The sequence below is a fragment of the Catellatospora tritici genome (assembly GCF_019083965.1).
Classification (GTDB): Bacteria; Actinomycetota; Actinomycetes; order Mycobacteriales; family Micromonosporaceae; genus Catellatospora; species Catellatospora tritici.
This window is the reverse complement of record NZ_JAHRCY010000006.1, coordinates 426,986-444,703: the sequence shown is the minus strand read 5'-3', so window position 1 is coordinate 444,703 and position 17,718 is coordinate 426,986. Positions and strand designations below refer to the sequence as shown.

The following is a 17,718-nucleotide window of genomic DNA, read 5'->3' as shown; positions in this document are numbered from 1 at the left end:
GCGGGGGGGCCCCCCGTTGGCCCCCCCCCCCCCCCGCCGCGTCTCAGTCCGCCGGGACCGCGCGCGCGGGCGGCACCGGCCCGGCCGGGTCGACGTTGTCCTGCTCCCCCGGGCCGTCGTGCGCGGGCGCGCCCGGCACCGGCCGTACCGTGCCGTCCTCGCCCTTGATCCGCACCGCGACCGCGTCGACCGCGTCGAGCGGCACCGGCCCGCCGTAGCGGGAGTCGTTGGCGCCGGGACGGTTGTCGCCCAACAGGAACACCTGCCCCGCCGGTACGGTGACCTCGGCGAACGGCGCCGTGACCTGGTTGAGGTACGGCTCGGGCACCGCCGCTCCGTTCACCATCACCGCGTCGCAGGTGCCCGGCGCGGTGGCCGGGCAGGCGACCGTGTCACCGGGCATGCCCATCACCCGGAAGATCGCGTCGTACTCGTCGCCGTCGCGGGTGAGGTGGGCCAGGACCACGTCGCCACGGGACGGGGTCAGTGAGCGGTCGAACACGACCCGTTCGCCGATGCCGACCGTGGGCGTCATGGCGCTGCTGGGTTCGGTGACGGTGAAGAAGTCGCTCTGGCCGAGCAGGGTCGCGGCGGCCAGGGTGGACAGGGCCGCCACGCCCGCGCCCGCGCCGAGCAGCGCGTTGCGCCACCGGCGCGAGCGCCGCCCGCGACGGGCCCGGAGCAGGACCTGTCCGGCCAGGTCGGGTGCGGCGTGCACGGACGTGGCGGCCGCGGTGGCGAGCGCGCGCAGCTGTCCGGCCGGGTCGTCGATCATCGGCTCGTCTCCTCAACGGGGTGGTGCGCGGGACGCAGCGCGGCGCGGACCTTGTCCAGGCCGCGGGCGAGGTTGCTCTTGACGGTCCCCACCGAGCAGCGCATCAGCGCCGCGGTCTCGGCCTCGGACAGCCCGTCGATGACGCGCAGCACGACCGTGACGCGCTGGCGCGGCGGCAGCGCCGCCAGCACCTGGTCGAGCTGCGCGCGGGCCGCGACGGCTTCGGCGTGGTCGGGGTCGGCGCCGATCCGGTCGGGTTCCACCACGACGGGTACGGGCACCAGGTGTGTCCGCCGCCCCCGGTCCTTGGCGAGGTTGACCAGCATCGCGCGGACGTACGCCTCGGGCGCGTCCAGCCGCCGCGACCAGTGCCTGGTCAGCCGCAGCAGCGCGGTCTGCAGCACGTCCTCGGCCTCGGCGGGGTCGGGCACCAGCAGCCGCGCCAGCCGCAGCAGCCGGTCGCCGTGCGCGCGCACGAACCGGGTGAAGTCGTGCTCTTCAGAGGGGGTCACACCCATCAGAAACGAGATCCGGCGCGCGTGCGTTGCATGCCCGATCGCGGACGGCCTCTCACGGCGTGGACGCGGGACTGAGCGTGGGTCCGGCGGGCGTCCCGGCCAGCCCGCCGGACCCGTTCGTCAGGCGATCGGCGGGGCCGGATAGGTGACGGCCCGGCCGCAGTAGCTGGGCGGCAGGGTGTGCAGCGGGCTGCGGCAGACCTGGACCACGACGCGGCTGATGCCGGTCGTCCACGAGTTGCCGCCGAGGGTGAAGGACAGCGGGGTCGAGGCGTTGTCGACCGAGCGGGACTCCCGGTCGACCTCGGCGGTGCCCGCGTACGCGACGAACGTCACGGTGCTGAAGTAGCCGTCGTCGCGGCAGGTGCTGATCGGGTCGACCGGCTGCGGGTGGTCGACGAGCTTGCCGCTGACGTCGACCGCGGTGAACGGCACCGGCGAGGTCGTGCCGGCGGAGCGCCAGTTGAGCGCGCCGTCGGTGACGCCGTACTTGCAGGCGTCACCGGAGTCGGCGTGGAATGGCTGGGTGACGGCGGCGGCCTGGGCGACACCGGGCGAGGCGAACACGGCCGCGAGGGCCGCGACCGCCACCAGGAGGCGGGTTGCTCTCATCGTCGTTCCCTTTCATCGAGGACGGGGACGGGTTGCGGCCGGGAACGCAACGATGCCCGCCAATATAGCAAATCCTCGATGATTGGGCGTGGGTCAGACGACGCGGGTCAGACGACGCGGCCCGGCTGCGGGGCCGGGGCGGGTGCCCAGGTCGCGCCGTGCTGCTCGGCGCGGCGCAGACGCAGCCAGGTGAACGGCTGCACGTGCCCGGCCGGAGTGTGGTGCTCCTCGCGCTCGACCTGCTCCACCTGGAATCCGGGGAACTGCGCGGCCAGTTCCTGCGCGTCGTAGCGGGCCACGGGCAGGCCCGAGCACGTCTGCGGGCCGTCCGGCGCGAACACGCCGAGCACCGCCTGCCCGTGCGGCGCCAGCGCCGCCTCCAGCACGCGGCGGTAGCGGTCGCGGTCGGCCGGGGCGGTCAGGAAGTGGAACACGGCCCGGTCGTGCCACACGCCGTATCGGCGCAGCGGCGACCAGGTCAGCAGGTCGCGAGCCATCCAGTGGGCGACGCCGGCGCGGTCGCCGAGGCGGCGTCGGGCCACGCCGAGCGCGGACTCGGCCACGTCGAGCACGGTCACGTCGGTGACGCCACGCTCCAGCAGCGCGTCGACCAGGGTCGAGGCGCCGCCGCCGACGTCGATGACGGAGCTGCCGGGGCGGGTGCCCGCGGCGGACAGCAGCCGCAGCGACGTCGCGGGCTCGTCCTGATACCAGCTGACGGACCGGGGTTCGGTCCGGTCGTACACGGCCTGCCAGTGCGCGGTCGCGCCGATGGGTTGTGCCACGTGATCAGCATGCCAGCACCGTTGGGCGAGACGGTCGTTACCTCCCGGGCAGCGGCGCGAACTGATGTGCTAAATGGGTCGGGCGGCGCCGGTTCCGGCCCGCCCCCTGCGCGGCCGCGGCGGTCGGTAACATCCCGGGCCGTGACGCGCTTCGATGAGATCAGGGCTTCGTTCTGGAGCGACAGCACGCACGGGGTGCAGCCGCCGCTCACCCGTGAGCTGGTCGCGCAGGCGCAGACGGCGCTGGGCGTGACGCTGCCGGGGTCGCTGCTGGAGCTGCTGCGGCTGCGCAACGGTGGCGGCGTGGCGCGGGCCTGCAGCGCCTTCCCGGTCAACGGCGCCACCTCGTGGTGCACCGACGAGGTGCCGTTCGAGAGCCTGCTGGGCATCGGGCGGCGCGCGGGCATGCTGTCGCTGTTCGACAGCCCGTTCCTGGCGTCGTACTGGGGGCTGCCGCGCGAGACCGTGCTGCTGTCCAGCAGCACCGGCCACAGCTGGGTGGCCCTGGACTACCGGCCGCGCGGCCCGCGCGCCGAGCCGACGGTGGTCTGGTTCGACGCCGACTTCGCGGCCGAGCTGACGCTCGCGGCCGATCTGCGCGGCTTCCTGGCGGGCCTGCGCGCGCCTGTGACGGACCGCACGGTGTCCGCGGCCTTGCCTTGACATCGGCGGCAATGTCTAGCGTGGGTGCCATGCTGATCGGGGAACTGGCCGAACGCGCCGGTACGAGCGCCCGCACCCTGCGCTACTACGAGGCGCACGGGCTGGTGCGCCCGCAGCGCTCCGCCAACGGCTACCGGGTGTACGACGAGGCCGAACTGCGGGTGGTGCACGAGATCCGGGCGCTGCTCGCGGTGGGTTTCGGGCTCGACGACATCAAGCCGTTCGTCGCGTGCCTGCGCGCCGGCAACAGTTCGGGCGACGTCTGCCCCGACTCGGTGGCGGTGCTGCGCCGCAAGCTCCAGGAAGTCGACGCGTGCCTGGCCGAGCTGGGCGCGGTGCGCGCCCGGCTGGCCGATCAGCTGACCCTCGCCATCGCGCACCGGGAGGAATCATGCCGCACCCCCAACCTCTGCTGACCGCCGTCACCGACGAGACCTTCGCCGAACTGGTGCTGGCCGCCGACCGCCCCGTGGTGCTGGACTTCTGGGCCGACTGGTGCCCGTCCTGCGCCCGGATCTCGGCCAGCCTCACCGAGCTGGCCGAGGAGTTCGGCCCTCGGCTGCATCTGTTCGCCATCGATGCCGACGCCAATCCCGAGACGATGCGCGCTTACAAGGTGATGTCGCTGCCCACCCTGTTGGTGTTCCGTTCCGGCGAGCTCACCGGCTCGCTGGTCGGGGCGCGGCCGAAGGCGGCGCTGCGGATGGCGCTGGGCGAGCTCGCCGGGCTCGACGCCAAGTAAAGAATATTTGACACGGCTCAGGAGCGGTCCTACGGTCGTGGCATGGCCTTCGAGGAGAAGCGCGCCTGGATCATGATCGTGGTGACGGTCGCCGCATACGCGACCTACGTCGCGGTGATCCTCGGCCGGGCGGGGCAGACCCCGCTGGCCGAGGTGCCGTACGCGGGGGCGCTGCTGTGGAGCATCGGCGCGGCGATCGTCGGCGCGATCGTGCTGCACATCGCCGCCGCGACCGCCGCCCCGGCCGACGCCGACCGCAAGGACCAGCGCGACCGCGAGATCCACCGCTTCGGCGAGTACACCGGGCAGTGGTTCGTCATCGCGGGCGGGATCGCCGCCCTGGTCATGGCGCTGCTGCGGGTGGACCAGTTCTGGATCGCCAACGCCATCTACCTGGCGTTCGTGCTGTCGTCGCTACTGGCCTCGGTCATGAAGATCATGGCGTACCGGCGGGGCTTCCAGCCGTGGTGAAGCCGACCCGGGTGACCAACTCGATCCGGGCGCTGCGGTTCGCCCACGGCGAAATGACCCAGGCCGAGCTCGCCGACCGCGTCGGGGTCACCCGGCAGACCGTCATCGCCATCGAGCAGGGCCGCTACTCGCCGTCGCTGGAGATGGCGTTCCAGCTCGCACGGGTGTTCGGGGTCGGGCTCGACGCGGTGTTCCAGTACCCGGACGGGCCGCTGACCGACACGGATCAGCCCGGGTCCGAGTAGTCCTCGGACCCGGGCTGAGCAGCTGCGTCAGACGGAGCTGCGCCCGCGGATGCCCGCGATCAGGGCCACGCCCAGCGCGGCCAGGCCGACCTGGAAGACCAGCTCGATCCAGTCGACGCCGTCCGTGACGGCGACGCCGACGGCCTGCGCGATCGCGGTGCCGATGAGCGCGGCGACGATACCGACGAGGATCGTCAGCCAGATCGGCATGTCCTGCCGACCCGGCACGACCAGGCGACCGAGAGCTCCGATCACGAGGCCGACGATGATGGCCGAGATGATTCCGGCGACAGTCATGACAGTGCTCCTAACGTGCGCGAATGGGGTTGCTCCGCACCACTGGACTGCCCCCGCCCGTACCGCCGCAAACCTGTCTCCTGACGCACATTCGCGTTCGGATCTCAGCGCGCGAACTCACCCAGCCGGAAGAACTGCGTGATCTGGTCGCGCTTGGGACCCATGCCGAACCCGATGACCGGCACTCCGATCTCACGCTCCACGAACGACCTGAATTCCAGCAGCTCCAGCGGCAGGACGTCGGGCTGGTCGGCGCGCAACTGGTCGGCGGTGAACGACGGCAGCACCCGGGTGGCGCCCTGGTCGGCGGTGGCGGGCACGCGCACCGGGATGCCGCCGAACATGCTCTCGCCGTACAGCGACAGGCAGTCGACCTTGTTCAGGTAGACCACGTCGACGCCGAACGCGACGACCATCTCGCGCAGCTGCTCCAGGTCGAGGATGCCGATGCGGCGCGGACGGCCGCTGCCGGAGCCGTATTCGTGGGTCAGCATCCGCATCGCGATGCCCAGTTCCATCTCGTCGGTCGAGAAGCGCAGCCGGTGCATGTCGAACTCGGCCTGCTCCTCGGCCCGGCCGCGACCGGCGGAGACCGCGTCGGCGAAGTACGCCGCCGAGCGCTCCGCGCCCAGCTCGGACGGGAACGGGCCGTTGCCGACGCGGGACATGACCGCCTTGGCGACCCCGATGGTGTACCGGTGGAACCGCGGCGGCAGGTCCCCGCCGACGTAGGCGTACGCCGGGACGGTGTGGCTGGCGGTGACGAACGGCTGGTCACCGTGCACCACGTCCAGCATCGTCGACTGCGCGCCCTCGAACAGCACCCGGGCGCCCTGCCCGACCCGCTCGGCCAGCCAGGTGCGTCGCGGCTGGACGTGGCCGCGCACCCGCTCGACGCAGGCCGCGAACGAGTCCAGCCGCTGCTGGAGGTCGCGGCGCGGCGCGGACGTGTCGCCGTCGTACCCGGCCAGCTCCGCATCGGCCGCCGCGCGCATCGCCTCGAGCGCGCCCGCCGGATCGGCCAGCACGTCACGCAGCTGCAGGTTGGTGCGGGCCCCACCGCGCATCCGGTACGCCCGGTCGGCGTAGCACGGCCCCATCCCGTTCTTGGTAGTGCCGATGCCCGCGCTGTCGCGCTCGTCGATGAGGATGTGCGCGGCCTGCACGACGGCGGCCCGGTCGCTGATGTGCAGGCGGCCGGTCAGGTCGACGCCGTGCGCCGCGATCTGGTCCAGCTCGGCGACCAACTTCCACAGGTTCACGGCGCAGCCGGAGCCGATGTAGAGCAGCGTCTGCGGCTGGAAGATGGCGCACGGCACCTGCTGGAGCACGACCCGGCCCTGCGGGGTCTCGATGGTGTGCCCGGCGTTGGCGCCGCCGTTGAACCGGGCGACGATGTCGTAGTCCGGTGCGATCAGGTCGATGATCTTCGCTTTGCCCTCGTCGCCGTACTGCAGGCCGACCAGGACATCGGCGTAGCCGCGGGTGGGGTGGACAACCGTCATGGGCAGGACTACCTCGTCTCGCTGGGCGGGGTACGGGCTACCGGCCGCGTTGCCGACGCGCGGGCGGCGCGGCGGGTACGGCAAATAACCCCTGACCAGGGCATTTCCCCACCAGACCGTCGCGGGCGGCATGGACGCTAGCAGGGGCCCATAGGGCCGTCAACGACACAGATCACCCACACCGCCGCTCTCGCGTTGTCCTCTGCCGCCGTAGCAGGGAGCATGGAGCCCGGACCAACCACGCGCGAGCACTTGTGAGGACGAGATGGACTGGCTGCTGTCGCCGCCCACGCCGGAGGCGGGCAGCCTGTTGCGCCGGGAGATCGGCACCTACCTGGCCCGCCACGCCGACGACCGCGCCGCCGTGCCCGAGGCGGAGCTGACCGTCTCCGAGCTCATCATGAACGCCGTCGAGCACGCGGGCGGGCCGATCTGGGTGTCGGTCGACTGGCACCGCACCCACCCGACGATCACCGTGCACGACCTCGGACCGCTGTTCACCCCCGACCTGACCCCGCCCCGGGTGACCGCCGAACGCGGTCGCGGCATGTGGCTGGTGTCGCAGCTGGCCACCGACCTGGCCGTGGCGGCCAAGCGGGGCGGCGGCAAGCGGGTCAGCGCGACGCTGCCGGTGGCCCGCTCGGCCGAGAAGTCGTTCGACCCGCCCGCCCGGATCACCGACCCGCTGCCCGCGGCGGGCGAGGCCGGGCCGGACGGGTTCGGCCGCGAGCCGTTCCTGCGCGCCCTGGTCGTGGAGCTGGCACGGGCCGTCGAGGACGACGCGGGTCCGCAGCGAGCCCAGGATCTGGTGGCGCACGTCGGCGCGACCGTCGGCGGCCAGATGGAGGCCGAGTACCGGGCCGCGCGGCAGATCGTCGGACGGCTCAGCGCCGAGCAGCTGGCCGAGTGCTACGTACGGCTCAAGGCCGCGATCGGCGGCGACTTCTTCGTGATCGAGGTCAGTGAGGAGCGGATCGTGCTGGGCAACCGGCGCTGTCCGTTCGGCGACGCGGTCCGGTTCTCCCCGGCGCTGTGCCGGATGACCTCCAGCGTGTTCGGCGGCATCGGTGCCCGCAACCGGGGCACCGCCACCGTCGACCTGACCGAGCGCATCGCCGTCGGCGACCCGCAGTGCCGCGTCACCATCCACCTGGGCCCCGGCCCGGACGCCGAGGGTCACCGCTACCAGCGCCCGCAGACCGACCAGCCCTGATCGACCGGGGCGGCGATCAGCCCCAGGAACGTACCTCCGGCGCCTCGGTCCGGCCGAGGATCCATGCCATCAGGGCGTTGCGGTCGGTGCGGTCGGGCAGCTGCTCCAGCAGCTCCGGCAGCCAGCGGGCCACCAGCGCCGCAGGCCACTCGGCATGTCCGTAGCCCAGGCCGAGGTCGACGTGGTGCACCTCGACCTCGCGCCAGCGCGAGAACACCAGCCGGGTCGCCGGGATCTCGTTGACGTCCCCGGCCAGCACGGTGCGGGCCCACAGCTCCGCCGGGGCCGCCGCGAACGCCGCGTCGACAGCCGCGTCGGCCGCGCGCAGGTCGGCGACGATGTCGGCGGCGGGCCGGTCGTGACCCGCCTCGATCTCCGCTTCGCGACCGGCCGCGCCGCCTTCGTACTGCGTGACCAGCTCGCCGCGCTCGGCGGCACGCAGCCGCCGCAGGACGCTGTCGGCGTTGCGGGCCAGATGGGTCAGCACGTGGCCGACCGTCCACCCGGGCAGGCGGCTGGGCTGGCGCACCACCAGGTCATCGACGCGGTCGAGGGTGCGGTGCAGCCGCTCGTGCGCGGCGCGGCAGGCCGCGATGTCAGCGCTCAGGTCTGGTCCGGACACTCGGCCATCATCGCACCGCCCGTCGCCGCGCGCGGTTCAGCCGGGCGGTTCGTCGGCGGGCCAGCCCAGCAGCTTGGCCCCGAGCACAGCCGTGTGCAGGGTGAACCGCTGCGTCGGCTCGCCCGGGTGATAGCCGGTCAGCGCCCGGATCCGGTCCAGCCGGTAGCTGACCGCCCGTACGCTGACGTGCAGCACCCGCGCCGCCGCGGTGTGGTTGCCCTGCTGCTCGAACAGCACGCCGAGCGTCTCCAGCAGCGGCGCGGCCCCGCCCCGGGCGTCACGCAGCGGCCCGAGCACCGTGTCGACCAGGTCGGTCATCGCGTCGCGGTCGCGCAGCAGCACCGGGAAGACCAGCAGGTCGGACGCGTGCAGCACCGGTGCGGTGAAGCCGAGCCGCCCGGCCAGGTCCAGCGTGTCGCGGGCCTCCCGCAGCGACGTGGCCAGGCCCGCCAACCCGGGATGGGCCCGGCCCACGGCCAGCTGCCAGCCACTTCCCTGGTACGCCAGCAGCTGCCGCGCCAGCTCCGCGGGCACCCCGCGCAGCCCGTCGGCGGCCACGCAGACCAGCTCGCCGTCACGCTCGCGGGTCATCGTGTTCGCCGCCCCGAACCGCGCCACGAGCGCGTCGTCGATGGCGTGCACGGCCGTCGCGGACAGGCCCGGCGCGCGGGCCGCGATGACGACGTGCCGCCCGGCGAGGCTGACGCCGTACCGCTGGGCGCGGGCGGCCAGGCGGCCCGGGTCGGTGTGCCCCGACAGCAGGTCGTCGATGAACCGGTCGCGCTCGCGGTCGTGCGCCGCGGCCTGGGCGTGGTTGCCGCGCTGGTAGCCGTCGAGCAGCGCGTCCACCAGCGCGGGCAGCGCCCGCAGCACCGCCTGCGCGCGGGCGCAATCGGTCGCGGCCGCGGCGCCGGTCAGCGCGCCGACCGCGTCGCCCAGCCGGTACGACAGCGCCGCCGCGTCCGCGCCGAGCCGCCCCGCCGCACGCAGCTGCGCCGGGGTGACCGTGCCGGTCACCTCGCGCAGCAGCCGGTCGGCCTCGGCGGCGAGCCGATCTGGGTCGGTCATGGGGTTCCCGCCTGCTACGGGTCGGGCGGGCGCGGTGCCCGCCCGACCGTGCTGTCACACGCCGACGTCGCGCCGGTCGAACGCGGCGATCCCGGCGAGGGCGCACGCTATCGCGGGCAGCACCAGCACCGCCAGATAGCCCCCGTGCCAGCCGGTGCGCAGCGGATCGCCGCCGAGGAAGTAGTGGAACGGGGAGGCCCACTTCAGCCACGCGATCGACTCGATCATCCCGGACAGGGCGCGCGCCATGTACGTGCCGACCGCCAGTACCCCCGTGACCGCCAGCACCTGCCCGCGCCGCCCCGTGGCCGCGCCGACCAGGAACGCCACCGCGGTGAACAGCCACGCCAACGCGATCATCCCGACCCCGGCGGCGGCCAGGTTGCCCTGCGGCACGCCCAGCCCGGCCGCGGGCACGATGAACACCAGCAGCAGCCACGGGATCGCCGCGATCACGGTGACCGCCAGACCGGCCGCGGCCAGCCGCTGGCCCGCGAACGCGCGCCGCGACAGCGGGTTGGCCAGCAGCAGCTCCATGCCGCCGTCCTCCTCGGGCCGGGCGATGATGCGCGCGGCCAGCATGGTCCCGCAGGTGATCAGCAGCAGCGGCCCGATCAGGCCGAACACCGTCGCCTCCAGGTATCCGGCGCCGACGGTCATGTCCGAGACGCCGAGGAAGTCGAGCATCCCCTGCGGCATCGCGTCCTGCTTGAGCTTGGCCGCGTTCCGCAGCTGCGGGTAGAACGACGTGTAGACCAGGGTGAACGCGGCGATGCCGACGGTCCAGCCGATGAGGGCGCGCCGGTCGTCGCGCCAGGTCTTACGCATCAGCGGCGTCATGTCCGGCTCCCTCGGATTCGTAGTAGTAGCTGAGGAACGTCTCCTCCAGGTCCGGCTCGGTCGACAGCAGGTCGACCACCTCGTGTCGGGCCGCCGCCCGGACCAGCGGGCTGAGCCTGCCGTCGACGGTGCAGCGCAGCACCGGCCCGGACACCGTCACGTCGCTGACCCCCGGCAGCGACGCGAACTCAGCCGGGTCCACCGGCTCCTCGAAGTGGATCTCAAGGTGGCGTACGGCGCGGCGACCAAGCGACTCGACCCGCTCCAGTGCCACCAGCCGCCCGTCGCGCACGATCGCCACCCGGTCGGCGACCTGCTGCACCTCGGCGAGCACGTGCGAGGACATGAACACGGTCTGCCCGGCATCCCTCGCCTGCCGCACCATCGTCAGGAACTCCTGCTGCATCAGCGGGTCCAGGCCGCTGGTCGGCTCGTCCAACACCAGCAGCGCCGGGGCGTGCATGAACGCCTGTACCAGGCCGACCTTCTGCTTGTTGCCCTTGGACATGGTGTGGATCGGCCGGGACAGGTCCAGCTCCAGCCGCTCGGCCAGCTCCGTCACCGCCTGCCACGACACCCCGCCCCGGGTCCGGGCGAAGAAGCGCAGCAGGTCCGCAGCCCTCTCCCGGCCCGGGAACGCCAGCTCCCCAGGCAGGTAGCCGATCTGCCGGTGCAGCGCCGCCTTGTCCCGGCGCGGGTCCAGGCCGAGTACCGTCGCATGTCCGCGGGTCGGGCGCAGGAAGTCCAGCAGCAGCCGGATGGTGGTGGTCTTGCCCGCGCCGTTGGGGCCGAGGAAGCCCAGCACCTCGCCCGCGTTGACCTGGAGGTTCAGCGCCTCGATGCCGCGACGGGTGCCGTAGAACTTGGTCAGGTCCTCGGCCCGTACGGCGATGTCGTCAGTCATGCGCCACAGCATGCGCGGCGCCCGCGCCGTCCTCCAGAGGTGACCTCGGCCGACTTGGCCACCCCGAGACTGCCGAAGGTCGGCAGAATCCATCGGACCCGGCCGGTAGTGTCCGGCCGATGAACGACACCGAGCCAGGCCACCGGGTGCTGCCCGGCGGTGACGCGAGCCCCGTCATCCTGCACGTGCCGCACGCCGCCATCGCGATCCCGGCCGACGTCCGGGCGGGACTGCTGCTCGACGACGTGGAGCTGGCCGCCGAACTGGCGGCGATGACCGACGCGCACACCGACCTGATCGCCGCGTACGCCGCCGACGCGGCGCGGCTGCGGCCGTGGTCACTGGTGAACGGCCTGTCCCGGCTGGTCGTGGACCCGGAGCGGTTCCCCGACGAGCGCGAGCCGATGATCGCGGTGGGCATGGGCGCGGTCTACACCCGCACCAGCGCCGGAGCACCGCTGCGCGCCGACGACCCCGCGGCGGCGAAGGCGCTGGTGGAGCGGTGGTTCGACCCGTACGCGGCGGCGATGACGGAGCTGGTCGACGCGCGGCTGGCCGCGACCGGGCGCGCGGTGATCATCGACGTGCACTCGTACCCGCGCGAGCGGCTGCCGTACGAGATCGGCGGCGTCGAACGGCCCGAGGTATGCCTGGGCACCGACTCCGCGCACACCCCGCCCTGGCTGGTCGAGGCGGCCCGGAGCGCGTTCGCGGACTACGACGCCGCGTTCGACAGCCCGTTCGCCGGTTGCTATGTCCCGCTGAAGCACCACGGCAAGGACACGCGGGTGCACGGCCTGATGATCGAACTGCGCCGGGACGGGTACTCGGTCGAGCCCGGCGGCCCGCCGACCGAGGGGCTGGCCGCGGTGGGCGCGGCGCTGGCCCGCCTGGTCGACGCCTGCGCGGCCCTGGCGTGAGTGGCGGGCCGGTCCGATGTCTCCCGACCGGACCGGCCCGCGAACGGAACGCGGCCCGCACCGCGTTCCACCCCCTACCGGACTGCTTCGCCCGGCGTCTGTGCCACACCGGACGGTGATGCCCCGGGGCGGGGGGGGGGGGGCCCCCCCCCCCCCCCCCCCCCGCGGGGGGGGGGGGGGGGGCCCCCCGGGGGGGGGGGCGCGGGGGGGGCGCCGGCTGTCGGGCCCCCCCGGGTCGGTTATCCCCCGGGGGGGGGCGGCTCGACAGCCGCCCCGCCCCGGGCCTGTTCATCAGCGCGGCGATCCGCCGGCGTAGTAGTCGCCGAGTGAGTCCCGGTAGCCGACGTCATCGCGTCGGTCCGGGTCGTACTCGGGCGCGTCCTTGATCTCGGACTTGCTGCGGTCGACGAAGACCCGCTCGTCGGCGAAGTCGATGTCCTTGATGACACCCGCCGGCAGCAGCACCTTGCTTCCGAAGATCCACGGACCGGTGTCGACCACGAGGTAACGCGAACCGACAACGCCGGTCGCCTCGTCGATCTTGCCGATCCCGCCGTCGGTCGCCTCCACGTGGAAGCCCACGATCGAACGGTCACCGCCGTCCTCGGTGGGCTTGTAGTCGAGCGTCTCGCGGTAGTTCCACGGGTCCCAGGGGATGGGGTTCATGGCCGTCATGTAGCTCGCCTCCCATGCTCGTGTTGGACTGATGTGCCGTCTATCTACCCGTTCGCGGTGGCGGCTAACGTCGCGCGCCCGACTTTCCGGCGGACAACCGACAGCGGGCCGCCGCGTGTCATACCGGTCATGGCGAGATGGGACGCACCGACGTCCTTCGACGAGTACGTCCGCGGCAGGCACGCTGACCTGCTGCGGTTCGCGCACGTGCTGTGTGGGGACCCACACCTGGCCGCCGACCTGGTCCAGGACGCGCTGGAACGCACCGGCCTGGCCTGGCGCCGGATCGAACGCCACGACAACCCCGAGGGGTACGTGCGCCGCACCATCATCAACTGCTATCTCAACCGCCGCCGCCGGTTCTGGCGCGAGGTGCTGCCTGGCGAGCTGCCCGAACGGCCCGGCAGCGAGCAGCAGCCACACGACGGCGAACTGTGGCGGCTACTGGCCACGTTGCCCCGGCAGCAGCGGGCGGTGATCGTGCTGCGCTACTACGAGGACATGTCCGAGGCGCAGATCGCGCAGACCCTCGGCTGCAGCCAGGGCACGGTCAAGAGCACCGCCTCACGCGCCATGGCCAAGCTGCGCGAAGCGCTCACACCGTCGGGACTGGAGGCCCTGCGATGAACATCGAGGAGCAGCTGCGCCGCACCCTCACCGACGAGCGGCACGCCCTGCCCGGCTGGCACGACCCGGTACACCGGGTCCACACCGGCATGCGGCGCCGGCGGCGGCGCCGGATCGCGGCCATCACCGCCACGGTCATGTCGGCACTGCTGGCGGCCCCGGCCGTGATCCTCGTCCCGGTGACGGTGGCGAATCCGGCCTGGCGCCTCGATGACGGCATCCCCTGGCTGCGGCGCGACCAGCCCACCCCCCAGCCCAGCGCCGCCGCCTGCACCGTGGCCGACCTCGGCCCGACCGCGTCGGCACTGCTGCTCGGCCCGGCCAACGGGTACGAGCGCTACCGCGTCACCGTACGCAACAGCGGCACCGAGGCATGCCTGCTCATCGACCACCCCAACCTCGGCTCGCAGGAGAGCGGCGGGGTCCAGGCCGTGCCCACCACGCCCGATGCCGCGCCGGACGACACGGACAGCGATCCCGACGGCACCGGTGTGCCATCCGTGCTGCTCGCCCCCGGCGGCGCCGCGTCCGCCACCCTCGCCTCCTCCACCACCTGCCCGGACTCCGCACACCCGACCGTCTACCGCGACGTGGTGCTCTCCTTCGACGGCGGCCGCCTGCCGCTGCCCGGCCTCACCCTCACCACCACCTGCGTCATCACCGTGTCCGTCTGGTCCGCCGACCGTGGCTGACCGCCGACCAGCCCCGGGGGAACCCATGCGCCGTCTGGCCGTCCTGTCCACCCTGCTCCTGCTGACCGGCTGTGCCGCCGGGCCGCCGACCGCCAAGTCCACCGACAGCGCCGCCCCGGTCGTACCCAGGATTGCCACGCCCGCCGACAGCCCCGCCCCGACCGACGCCGCGACCACCACGTCCGATGGCGCATCCCCGGCGCCGCTCACCGGCAGTTGGCCGCCCGACGCGGTGCCGTGGCAACTCAACGGTGTCCAAGGCCCGGAACGGGAGGTGGAGCAGCCCCGCCCGGTTGCCCGCGGGTGTACCGCCGCGGACCTTCCCGCCACCGCCGCCCTGGCCGCCGAGGACGGCACCACCGCCACCGAGCTGCACCACATCGACGTCCGCAACGCGGGGGCGAGCCGATGCTCGCTCGGCGGCGTCCCCGTGCTGCTCAGCGCGGGCAGAACCGTGCCGACCGTGATAGACCCGCCGGAGGTCACCGGCGGCGGTCCGCAGGAGCGCCCGGCGACCATCGACCCCGGCGAAAGCGCACGGTTCATCCTCGGCAGCTCAGTGAGCTGCGGCGGCGGCGACGGCCGCAGCTACCGCGACATTTCGGTACGGCTGGCCGACCGCGATCTGCGGATCCCCGGACTCACGCTGACCAGCAGCTGCCCCATCCATGTCACCGGGGTCTTTCGCATACTCAGGGACCAGCCCGCCCACCCGCACTTCAACCACCTGACCGCCCGCGTCACGGCACCAGCGCGCGTCAAGGCGGGCGCGAACCTCGACTACACGGTCACCCTCACCAACCCCGGCCGGACCGACGTCGTGCTCGACCCCTGCCCCGCCTACCAGGAGACCCTGTCCGAGGTGCTGGAGATCTACCTGCTCAACTGCGCCCCGGGCACCATCCCGGCAGGCGGCTCGATCCGGTTCGCGATGCGCCTGACCATCCCCGAAAACACCCCGGCGCAGCGCTGGCAGCTCCGCTGGACCATCCGTGAATGGCGCAGCGATGCCCCGGCCGCGACCGCGACGGTCACCGTCTACTAGTACCGCCGTCCCGCACCCGTCCCTGAAGGTGGCAAGCATGCGTCCGCTGGCTGTCCTGTCCGCACTTCTCCTGCTCGCGGGATGCTCCGCCGAGGCCCCGGTCGCCACGCCTGAGCCAGGCCCGCCGACCGTCGTCTCGAGCGCCGTGCCGACCGTCGTCGCGATCACGTCCGGCGGTTGGCCGCCGGATGCGGTGCCCTGGCGAGACGACGCCCTCACCGTGGCGGACCTCCCCGGACCGGGCCGGGAGAGCCCCCGGCCGGCCGCCCGGCCATGCACCGCCGCGGACCTGCCGACCGTCGAGTTCGTCGGGCACAACGGCGCCGCCGGCACCCGGCAGAGCTTTATCGAGATCCGCAACGCTGGCCCGAGCAGGTGTTCGATCGGTGGGTACCCGGTGCTGTTCAGCGGGGGCAAGACCGTGCCGGTCAACACCGACCCGGGCACCCTCACCGTGCCCGGGTACGAGGAGCGCCCGGCGACCGTCGACCCCGGCGAGCGGGCCAGGTTCGTGCTCGGCAGCTCGTACTCGTGCGGCGGCGGCGTTGACGGCCGCACCTACTCCGACATCTCGGTCCGACTGCTGGACCGGGAGTACGCGATCCCGGAGCTGAGCCTCTACGGCAGCTGCCCGATCGGCATCACCGGCATCCACCGGCTGCTGCGGGACCTCTCGGCCGAGCCGCACTACAGCGGGGTGCGGGTGCGCATCGAGGCGCCCGCCAAGGCCAAGCCCGGCACCGACCTGGACTACACCGTCACCCTGACCAATACCGGTGGGCGACCGCTCGCCCTCGAACCCTGCCTGACCTATATGGAGATGCTGTACAAGGGCGTAGAAGTCCACCGGCTCAACTGCGCCCCCGGCACCATCCCGGCGGGCGGTTCGCTGCGCTTCGCCATGCGCCTGCACATACCGGACTACACCCCGGCCCAGTCCTGGCAGCTGGAGTGGTCCGTCCGCGAGCCGGGCGCCATCGGCCCGACCGCATCCGCCCAGGTCCTGGTCGAGTAGCTCCGACACCGTTGCGCCCGGTCCGCCGTCTCGCGGCGGCCGCCGATCCGAAGGTGGAAACCATGCGTCGTACGGCAATCCTCTGCGCTCTGCTCATGCTCGCCGGATGCACCGCCCACCCCGCCACCACCGCCACCCCAAGCCCGTCCCCGTCCCCGTCCCCGTCAACCGGCCACCTCGGTGACGCGGTGCCCTGGCTCGACGAGCCCACCGATCTCCCGACCGTCGGACCGGCCCCGGTGCGGCCGACCGCCAGGCCGTGCACCGGCGCCGACCTGTCCGCCACCGCCGAGCTGCGGTGGCAGGACGGCGCCGGCGGCATGACGCTCTACTCGGTCGGGATCCGCAACGCGGGCCGCGGCCGCTGCTCACTCGGCGGCTACCCGGTGCTGCTCAGCGCGGGCCGGACCGTGCCGGTCCAGCTCGGTGACGGGAGGCTGGGCAACCTCGACGACCAGGAACGGCCCGCGACGCTCGACCCCGGTGAACAGGCCGCCTTCATGCTGGGCACCTCGGTGCAGTGCGGCACCGGCGGCGACGGCCGCACCTACCGCGACATCTCGCTGCAGCTGCTCGGCCGAAAGTTGCCCCTGCCCGACGTGACCCTGTCCGGCACCTGTCCGGTCAGCGTCGGCGAGCTGCACCGCGACCGTGCCGAGGTGGCGCCTCCGCCGCAGCGCTATGCCGTTCTCACCGCCCGCATCGACGCCCCCGCCCAGGTTGCTCCCGATACCGACCTCGACTACACGGTGACCCTCACCAACCCGGGCACCGCCCCGCTCGCGCTCGACCCGTGCCCCGTCTACCGGCAGATGCTGTGGAAGGCGGGCGGCGTCTACCGGCTCAACTGCGGGCCCGAGGTCATCCCGGCGGGCGGCTCGGTCAGGTTCGCGATGCGCCTGCACATCCCGGACTTCGTACCGGCGGAGCAGTTCGAGCTGGAATGGGCGATCACCGAGGCCAGCGGCGTCGGCCCGACCGCGACTGCGACCGTCCGTGTCGGTTAGGCCCGCTAACCTGTCGCGGTGAGTTACGACTTGACCATCATCCCGCGCGACCCGGGCCAGGACTGGGACGACGCACTCGAAGCGGCCGAACTGGCCGACGACGAGGAACTCGCCGACGCCGACCCGGCGGTCTGGGCGCGCATCACCGCCCGGGTGCGCGAACTGCTGCCCGACGCGGTCGACCACGGCGACGAGCTCGACGACGAGGCCACCGGCATCCAGGTCGAGTGCTGGGGCGCCGAGGCCGCCGTCAGCGCGCCGTACTGGCACACCGGCGCCACGGCCGAGCGGGTCATGGCGCTGATGTACCAGGCGGCGGCCATCCTGGCGGAGGAGACCGGGCTGCAGGCGTACGACCCGCAGCTCGGCGAGGCGGTGGACGGGCAGCACCTCGCGGCCGCCACCGCGCTATACGCCGCCACCGCCGCGACGATCCGAAACGACGCCAGATAGCGGCCGGGTCGGGCCGGACGTGGT

The 17,718-nt window shown here is 73.2% G+C and carries 24 protein-coding genes; 13 read left to right on the top strand and 11 right to left on the bottom strand.

What is annotated here, in order from left to right:
* Nucleotides 1-43: 43 nt before the first annotated feature.
* The 4 genes from lepB to KUA19_RS16795 form a co-directional block, all read right to left on the bottom strand.
* Nucleotides 44-775 (bottom strand): signal peptidase I, encoded by a 732-nt coding sequence (gene lepB, locus KUA19_RS16810; protein WP_217396935.1) that lies wholly within the window; start codon nt 773-775, stop codon nt 44-46.
* The gene (locus KUA19_RS16805; RefSeq protein ID WP_254549460.1) at nt 772-1,293 is read right to left on the bottom strand and encodes a SigE family RNA polymerase sigma factor; all 522 of its coding nucleotides are present in this window, start codon (nt 1,291-1,293) and stop codon (nt 772-774) included. The genes lepB and KUA19_RS16805 overlap by 4 nt, the downstream gene beginning before the upstream one ends.
* Nucleotides 1,294-1,413: 120 nt before the next feature.
* Nucleotides 1,414-1,905, bottom strand: a complete 492-nt coding sequence (locus tag KUA19_RS16800; RefSeq protein ID WP_217396933.1) for a hypothetical protein — start codon at nt 1,903-1,905, stop codon at nt 1,414-1,416.
* Between the two features lie 107 nt (nt 1,906-2,012).
* The gene (locus KUA19_RS16795) at nt 2,013-2,690 is read right to left on the bottom strand and encodes a class I SAM-dependent methyltransferase (RefSeq protein ID WP_217396932.1); all 678 of its coding nucleotides are present in this window, start codon (nt 2,688-2,690) and stop codon (nt 2,013-2,015) included.
* A 141-nt stretch (nt 2,691-2,831) separates the two neighbouring features.
* Here KUA19_RS16795 and KUA19_RS16790 point away from each other — a divergent pair, with 141 nt between their 5' ends.
* Genes KUA19_RS16790 through KUA19_RS16770 form a run of 5 tightly spaced genes read left to right on the top strand, consistent with a single transcriptional unit; the run spans nt 2,832 to nt 4,811 of the window.
* Nucleotides 2,832-3,353: an SMI1/KNR4 family protein gene (locus tag KUA19_RS16790; protein WP_217396931.1), complete on the top strand. Its 522-nt coding sequence runs from the start codon at nt 2,832-2,834 to the stop codon at nt 3,351-3,353.
* A gap of 29 nt (nt 3,354-3,382) precedes the next feature.
* Complete coding sequence (locus tag KUA19_RS16785) at nt 3,383-3,769, top strand: MerR family transcriptional regulator (protein WP_217396930.1); 387 nt, start codon at nt 3,383-3,385, stop codon at nt 3,767-3,769.
* Nucleotides 3,745-4,095, top strand: coding sequence for a thioredoxin family protein (locus tag KUA19_RS16780; RefSeq protein WP_217396929.1), 351 nt, complete (start codon nt 3,745-3,747; stop codon nt 4,093-4,095). Before KUA19_RS16785 ends, KUA19_RS16780 begins: the two co-directional genes overlap by 25 nt.
* A 42-nt stretch (nt 4,096-4,137) precedes the next feature.
* A complete protein-coding gene (locus tag KUA19_RS16775) occupies nt 4,138-4,566 on the top strand; it encodes a hypothetical protein (RefSeq protein WP_217396928.1) in 429 nt (142 codons plus the stop codon).
* Entirely contained in the window at nt 4,560-4,811 is a 252-nt protein-coding gene (locus KUA19_RS16770) for a helix-turn-helix transcriptional regulator (RefSeq protein ID WP_217396927.1), read from the top strand. Before KUA19_RS16775 ends, KUA19_RS16770 begins: the two co-directional genes overlap by 7 nt.
* A 27-nt stretch (nt 4,812-4,838) precedes the next feature.
* Here KUA19_RS16770 and KUA19_RS16765 read toward each other — a convergent pair whose 3' ends face one another.
* Both KUA19_RS16765 and KUA19_RS16760 read right to left on the bottom strand, forming a co-directional pair.
* Nucleotides 4,839-5,108, bottom strand: a complete 270-nt coding sequence (locus KUA19_RS16765) for a GlsB/YeaQ/YmgE family stress response membrane protein (RefSeq protein ID WP_217396926.1) — start codon at nt 5,106-5,108, stop codon at nt 4,839-4,841.
* Between the two features lie 104 nt (nt 5,109-5,212).
* Nucleotides 5,213-6,613, bottom strand: coding sequence for an adenylosuccinate synthetase (locus KUA19_RS16760; RefSeq protein WP_217396925.1), 1,401 nt, complete (start codon nt 6,611-6,613; stop codon nt 5,213-5,215).
* Nucleotides 6,614-6,878: 265 nt separating this feature from the next.
* Here KUA19_RS16760 and KUA19_RS16755 point away from each other — a divergent pair, with 265 nt between their 5' ends.
* Complete coding sequence (locus KUA19_RS16755; RefSeq protein ID WP_217396924.1) at nt 6,879-7,826, top strand: methanogen output domain 1-containing protein; 948 nt, start codon at nt 6,879-6,881, stop codon at nt 7,824-7,826.
* Between the two features lie 16 nt (nt 7,827-7,842).
* On the opposite strand, the gene KUA19_RS16750 is transcribed toward KUA19_RS16755, so the two are convergent.
* From KUA19_RS16750 to KUA19_RS16735, 4 genes are read right to left on the bottom strand one after another with little or no spacing between them, the layout of a single operon-like run.
* Nucleotides 7,843-8,448 carry a maleylpyruvate isomerase N-terminal domain-containing protein gene (locus tag KUA19_RS16750; RefSeq protein WP_217396923.1) on the bottom strand — a complete coding sequence of 202 codons (606 nt, stop codon included), beginning with the start codon at nt 8,446-8,448 and terminating at the stop codon, nt 7,843-7,845.
* Between the two features lie 36 nt (nt 8,449-8,484).
* Complete coding sequence (locus KUA19_RS16745) at nt 8,485-9,516, bottom strand: PucR family transcriptional regulator (RefSeq protein ID WP_217396922.1); 1,032 nt, start codon at nt 9,514-9,516, stop codon at nt 8,485-8,487.
* A gap of 54 nt (nt 9,517-9,570) precedes the next feature.
* On the bottom strand, nt 9,571-10,356 hold the full coding sequence (locus KUA19_RS16740; protein ID WP_217396921.1) for an efflux permease Rv1217c-related protein: 786 nt from the start codon (nt 10,354-10,356) through the stop codon (nt 9,571-9,573).
* Nucleotides 10,337-11,260: an ABC transporter ATP-binding protein gene (locus tag KUA19_RS16735; RefSeq protein WP_254549458.1), complete on the bottom strand. Its 924-nt coding sequence runs from the start codon at nt 11,258-11,260 to the stop codon at nt 10,337-10,339. The genes KUA19_RS16740 and KUA19_RS16735 overlap by 20 nt, the downstream gene beginning before the upstream one ends.
* Nucleotides 11,261-11,379: 119 nt before the next feature.
* Here KUA19_RS16735 and KUA19_RS16730 point away from each other — a divergent pair, with 119 nt between their 5' ends.
* Complete coding sequence (locus KUA19_RS16730; protein ID WP_217396919.1) at nt 11,380-12,180, top strand: N-formylglutamate amidohydrolase; 801 nt, start codon at nt 11,380-11,382, stop codon at nt 12,178-12,180.
* A 291-nt stretch (nt 12,181-12,471) separates the two neighbouring features.
* Here the strand turns inward: KUA19_RS16730 and KUA19_RS16725 are convergent, their stop codons facing one another.
* Complete coding sequence (locus tag KUA19_RS16725; protein ID WP_217396918.1) at nt 12,472-12,846, bottom strand: PRC-barrel domain containing protein; 375 nt, start codon at nt 12,844-12,846, stop codon at nt 12,472-12,474.
* 138 nt (nt 12,847-12,984) lie between these two features.
* On the opposite strand from KUA19_RS16725, the gene KUA19_RS16720 reads away from it, so the two are divergent.
* From KUA19_RS16720 to KUA19_RS16695, 6 genes are all read left to right on the top strand, one after another.
* Complete coding sequence (locus tag KUA19_RS16720; RefSeq protein ID WP_217396917.1) at nt 12,985-13,482, top strand: SigE family RNA polymerase sigma factor; 498 nt, start codon at nt 12,985-12,987, stop codon at nt 13,480-13,482.
* The gene (locus KUA19_RS16715; protein WP_217396916.1) at nt 13,479-14,174 is read left to right on the top strand and encodes a DUF4232 domain-containing protein; all 696 of its coding nucleotides are present in this window, start codon (nt 13,479-13,481) and stop codon (nt 14,172-14,174) included. Before KUA19_RS16720 ends, KUA19_RS16715 begins: the two co-directional genes overlap by 4 nt.
* A gap of 25 nt (nt 14,175-14,199) precedes the next feature.
* A complete protein-coding gene (locus tag KUA19_RS16710) occupies nt 14,200-15,219 on the top strand; it encodes a DUF4232 domain-containing protein (RefSeq protein ID WP_217396915.1) in 1,020 nt (339 codons plus the stop codon).
* 37 nt (nt 15,220-15,256) lie between these two features.
* Nucleotides 15,257-16,234 (top strand): DUF4232 domain-containing protein, encoded by a 978-nt coding sequence (locus KUA19_RS16705; RefSeq protein ID WP_217396914.1) that lies wholly within the window; start codon nt 15,257-15,259, stop codon nt 16,232-16,234.
* 62 nt (nt 16,235-16,296) lie between these two features.
* Nucleotides 16,297-17,241 carry a DUF4232 domain-containing protein gene (locus tag KUA19_RS16700; protein WP_217396913.1) on the top strand — a complete coding sequence of 315 codons (945 nt, stop codon included), beginning with the start codon at nt 16,297-16,299 and terminating at the stop codon, nt 17,239-17,241.
* Nucleotides 17,242-17,259: 18 nt separating this feature from the next.
* Nucleotides 17,260-17,694 (top strand): hypothetical protein, encoded by a 435-nt coding sequence (locus KUA19_RS16695; protein ID WP_217396912.1) that lies wholly within the window; start codon nt 17,260-17,262, stop codon nt 17,692-17,694.
* Nucleotides 17,695-17,718 lie beyond the last annotated feature (24 nt).

What these genes read in the sequence shown, in the direction of transcription:
- lepB (WP_217396935.1), bottom strand. Translation starts at nt 775, where the DNA reads ATGATCGACGACCCGGCCGGACAGCTGCGCGCGCTCGCCACCGCGGCC.
- KUA19_RS16805 (WP_254549460.1), bottom strand. Translation starts at nt 1,293, where the DNA reads ATGGGTGTGACCCCCTCTGAAGAGCACGACTTCACCCGGTTCGTGCGC.
- KUA19_RS16800 (WP_217396933.1), bottom strand. Translation starts at nt 1,905, where the DNA reads ATGAGAGCAACCCGCCTCCTGGTGGCGGTCGCGGCCCTCGCGGCCGTG.
- KUA19_RS16785 (WP_217396930.1), top strand. Translation starts at nt 3,383, where the DNA reads ATGCTGATCGGGGAACTGGCCGAACGCGCCGGTACGAGCGCCCGCACC.
- KUA19_RS16780 (WP_217396929.1), top strand. Translation starts at nt 3,745, where the DNA reads ATGCCGCACCCCCAACCTCTGCTGACCGCCGTCACCGACGAGACCTTC.
- KUA19_RS16775 (WP_217396928.1), top strand. Translation starts at nt 4,138, where the DNA reads ATGGCCTTCGAGGAGAAGCGCGCCTGGATCATGATCGTGGTGACGGTC.
- KUA19_RS16765 (WP_217396926.1), bottom strand. Translation starts at nt 5,108, where the DNA reads ATGACTGTCGCCGGAATCATCTCGGCCATCATCGTCGGCCTCGTGATC.
- KUA19_RS16760 (WP_217396925.1), bottom strand. Translation starts at nt 6,613, where the DNA reads ATGACGGTTGTCCACCCCACCCGCGGCTACGCCGATGTCCTGGTCGGC.
- KUA19_RS16755 (WP_217396924.1), top strand. Translation starts at nt 6,879, where the DNA reads ATGGACTGGCTGCTGTCGCCGCCCACGCCGGAGGCGGGCAGCCTGTTG.
- KUA19_RS16745 (WP_217396922.1), bottom strand. Translation starts at nt 9,516, where the DNA reads ATGACCGACCCAGATCGGCTCGCCGCCGAGGCCGACCGGCTGCTGCGC.
- KUA19_RS16740 (WP_217396921.1), bottom strand. Translation starts at nt 10,356, where the DNA reads ATGACGCCGCTGATGCGTAAGACCTGGCGCGACGACCGGCGCGCCCTC.
- KUA19_RS16735 (WP_254549458.1), bottom strand. Translation starts at nt 11,260, where the DNA reads ATGACTGACGACATCGCCGTACGGGCCGAGGACCTGACCAAGTTCTAC.
- KUA19_RS16730 (WP_217396919.1), top strand. Translation starts at nt 11,380, where the DNA reads ATGAACGACACCGAGCCAGGCCACCGGGTGCTGCCCGGCGGTGACGCG.
- KUA19_RS16725 (WP_217396918.1), bottom strand. Translation starts at nt 12,846, where the DNA reads ATGAACCCCATCCCCTGGGACCCGTGGAACTACCGCGAGACGCTCGAC.
- KUA19_RS16720 (WP_217396917.1), top strand. Translation starts at nt 12,985, where the DNA reads ATGGCGAGATGGGACGCACCGACGTCCTTCGACGAGTACGTCCGCGGC.
- KUA19_RS16715 (WP_217396916.1), top strand. Translation starts at nt 13,479, where the DNA reads ATGAACATCGAGGAGCAGCTGCGCCGCACCCTCACCGACGAGCGGCAC.
- KUA19_RS16710 (WP_217396915.1), top strand. Translation starts at nt 14,200, where the DNA reads ATGCGCCGTCTGGCCGTCCTGTCCACCCTGCTCCTGCTGACCGGCTGT.
- KUA19_RS16705 (WP_217396914.1), top strand. Translation starts at nt 15,257, where the DNA reads ATGCGTCCGCTGGCTGTCCTGTCCGCACTTCTCCTGCTCGCGGGATGC.
- KUA19_RS16700 (WP_217396913.1), top strand. Translation starts at nt 16,297, where the DNA reads ATGCGTCGTACGGCAATCCTCTGCGCTCTGCTCATGCTCGCCGGATGC.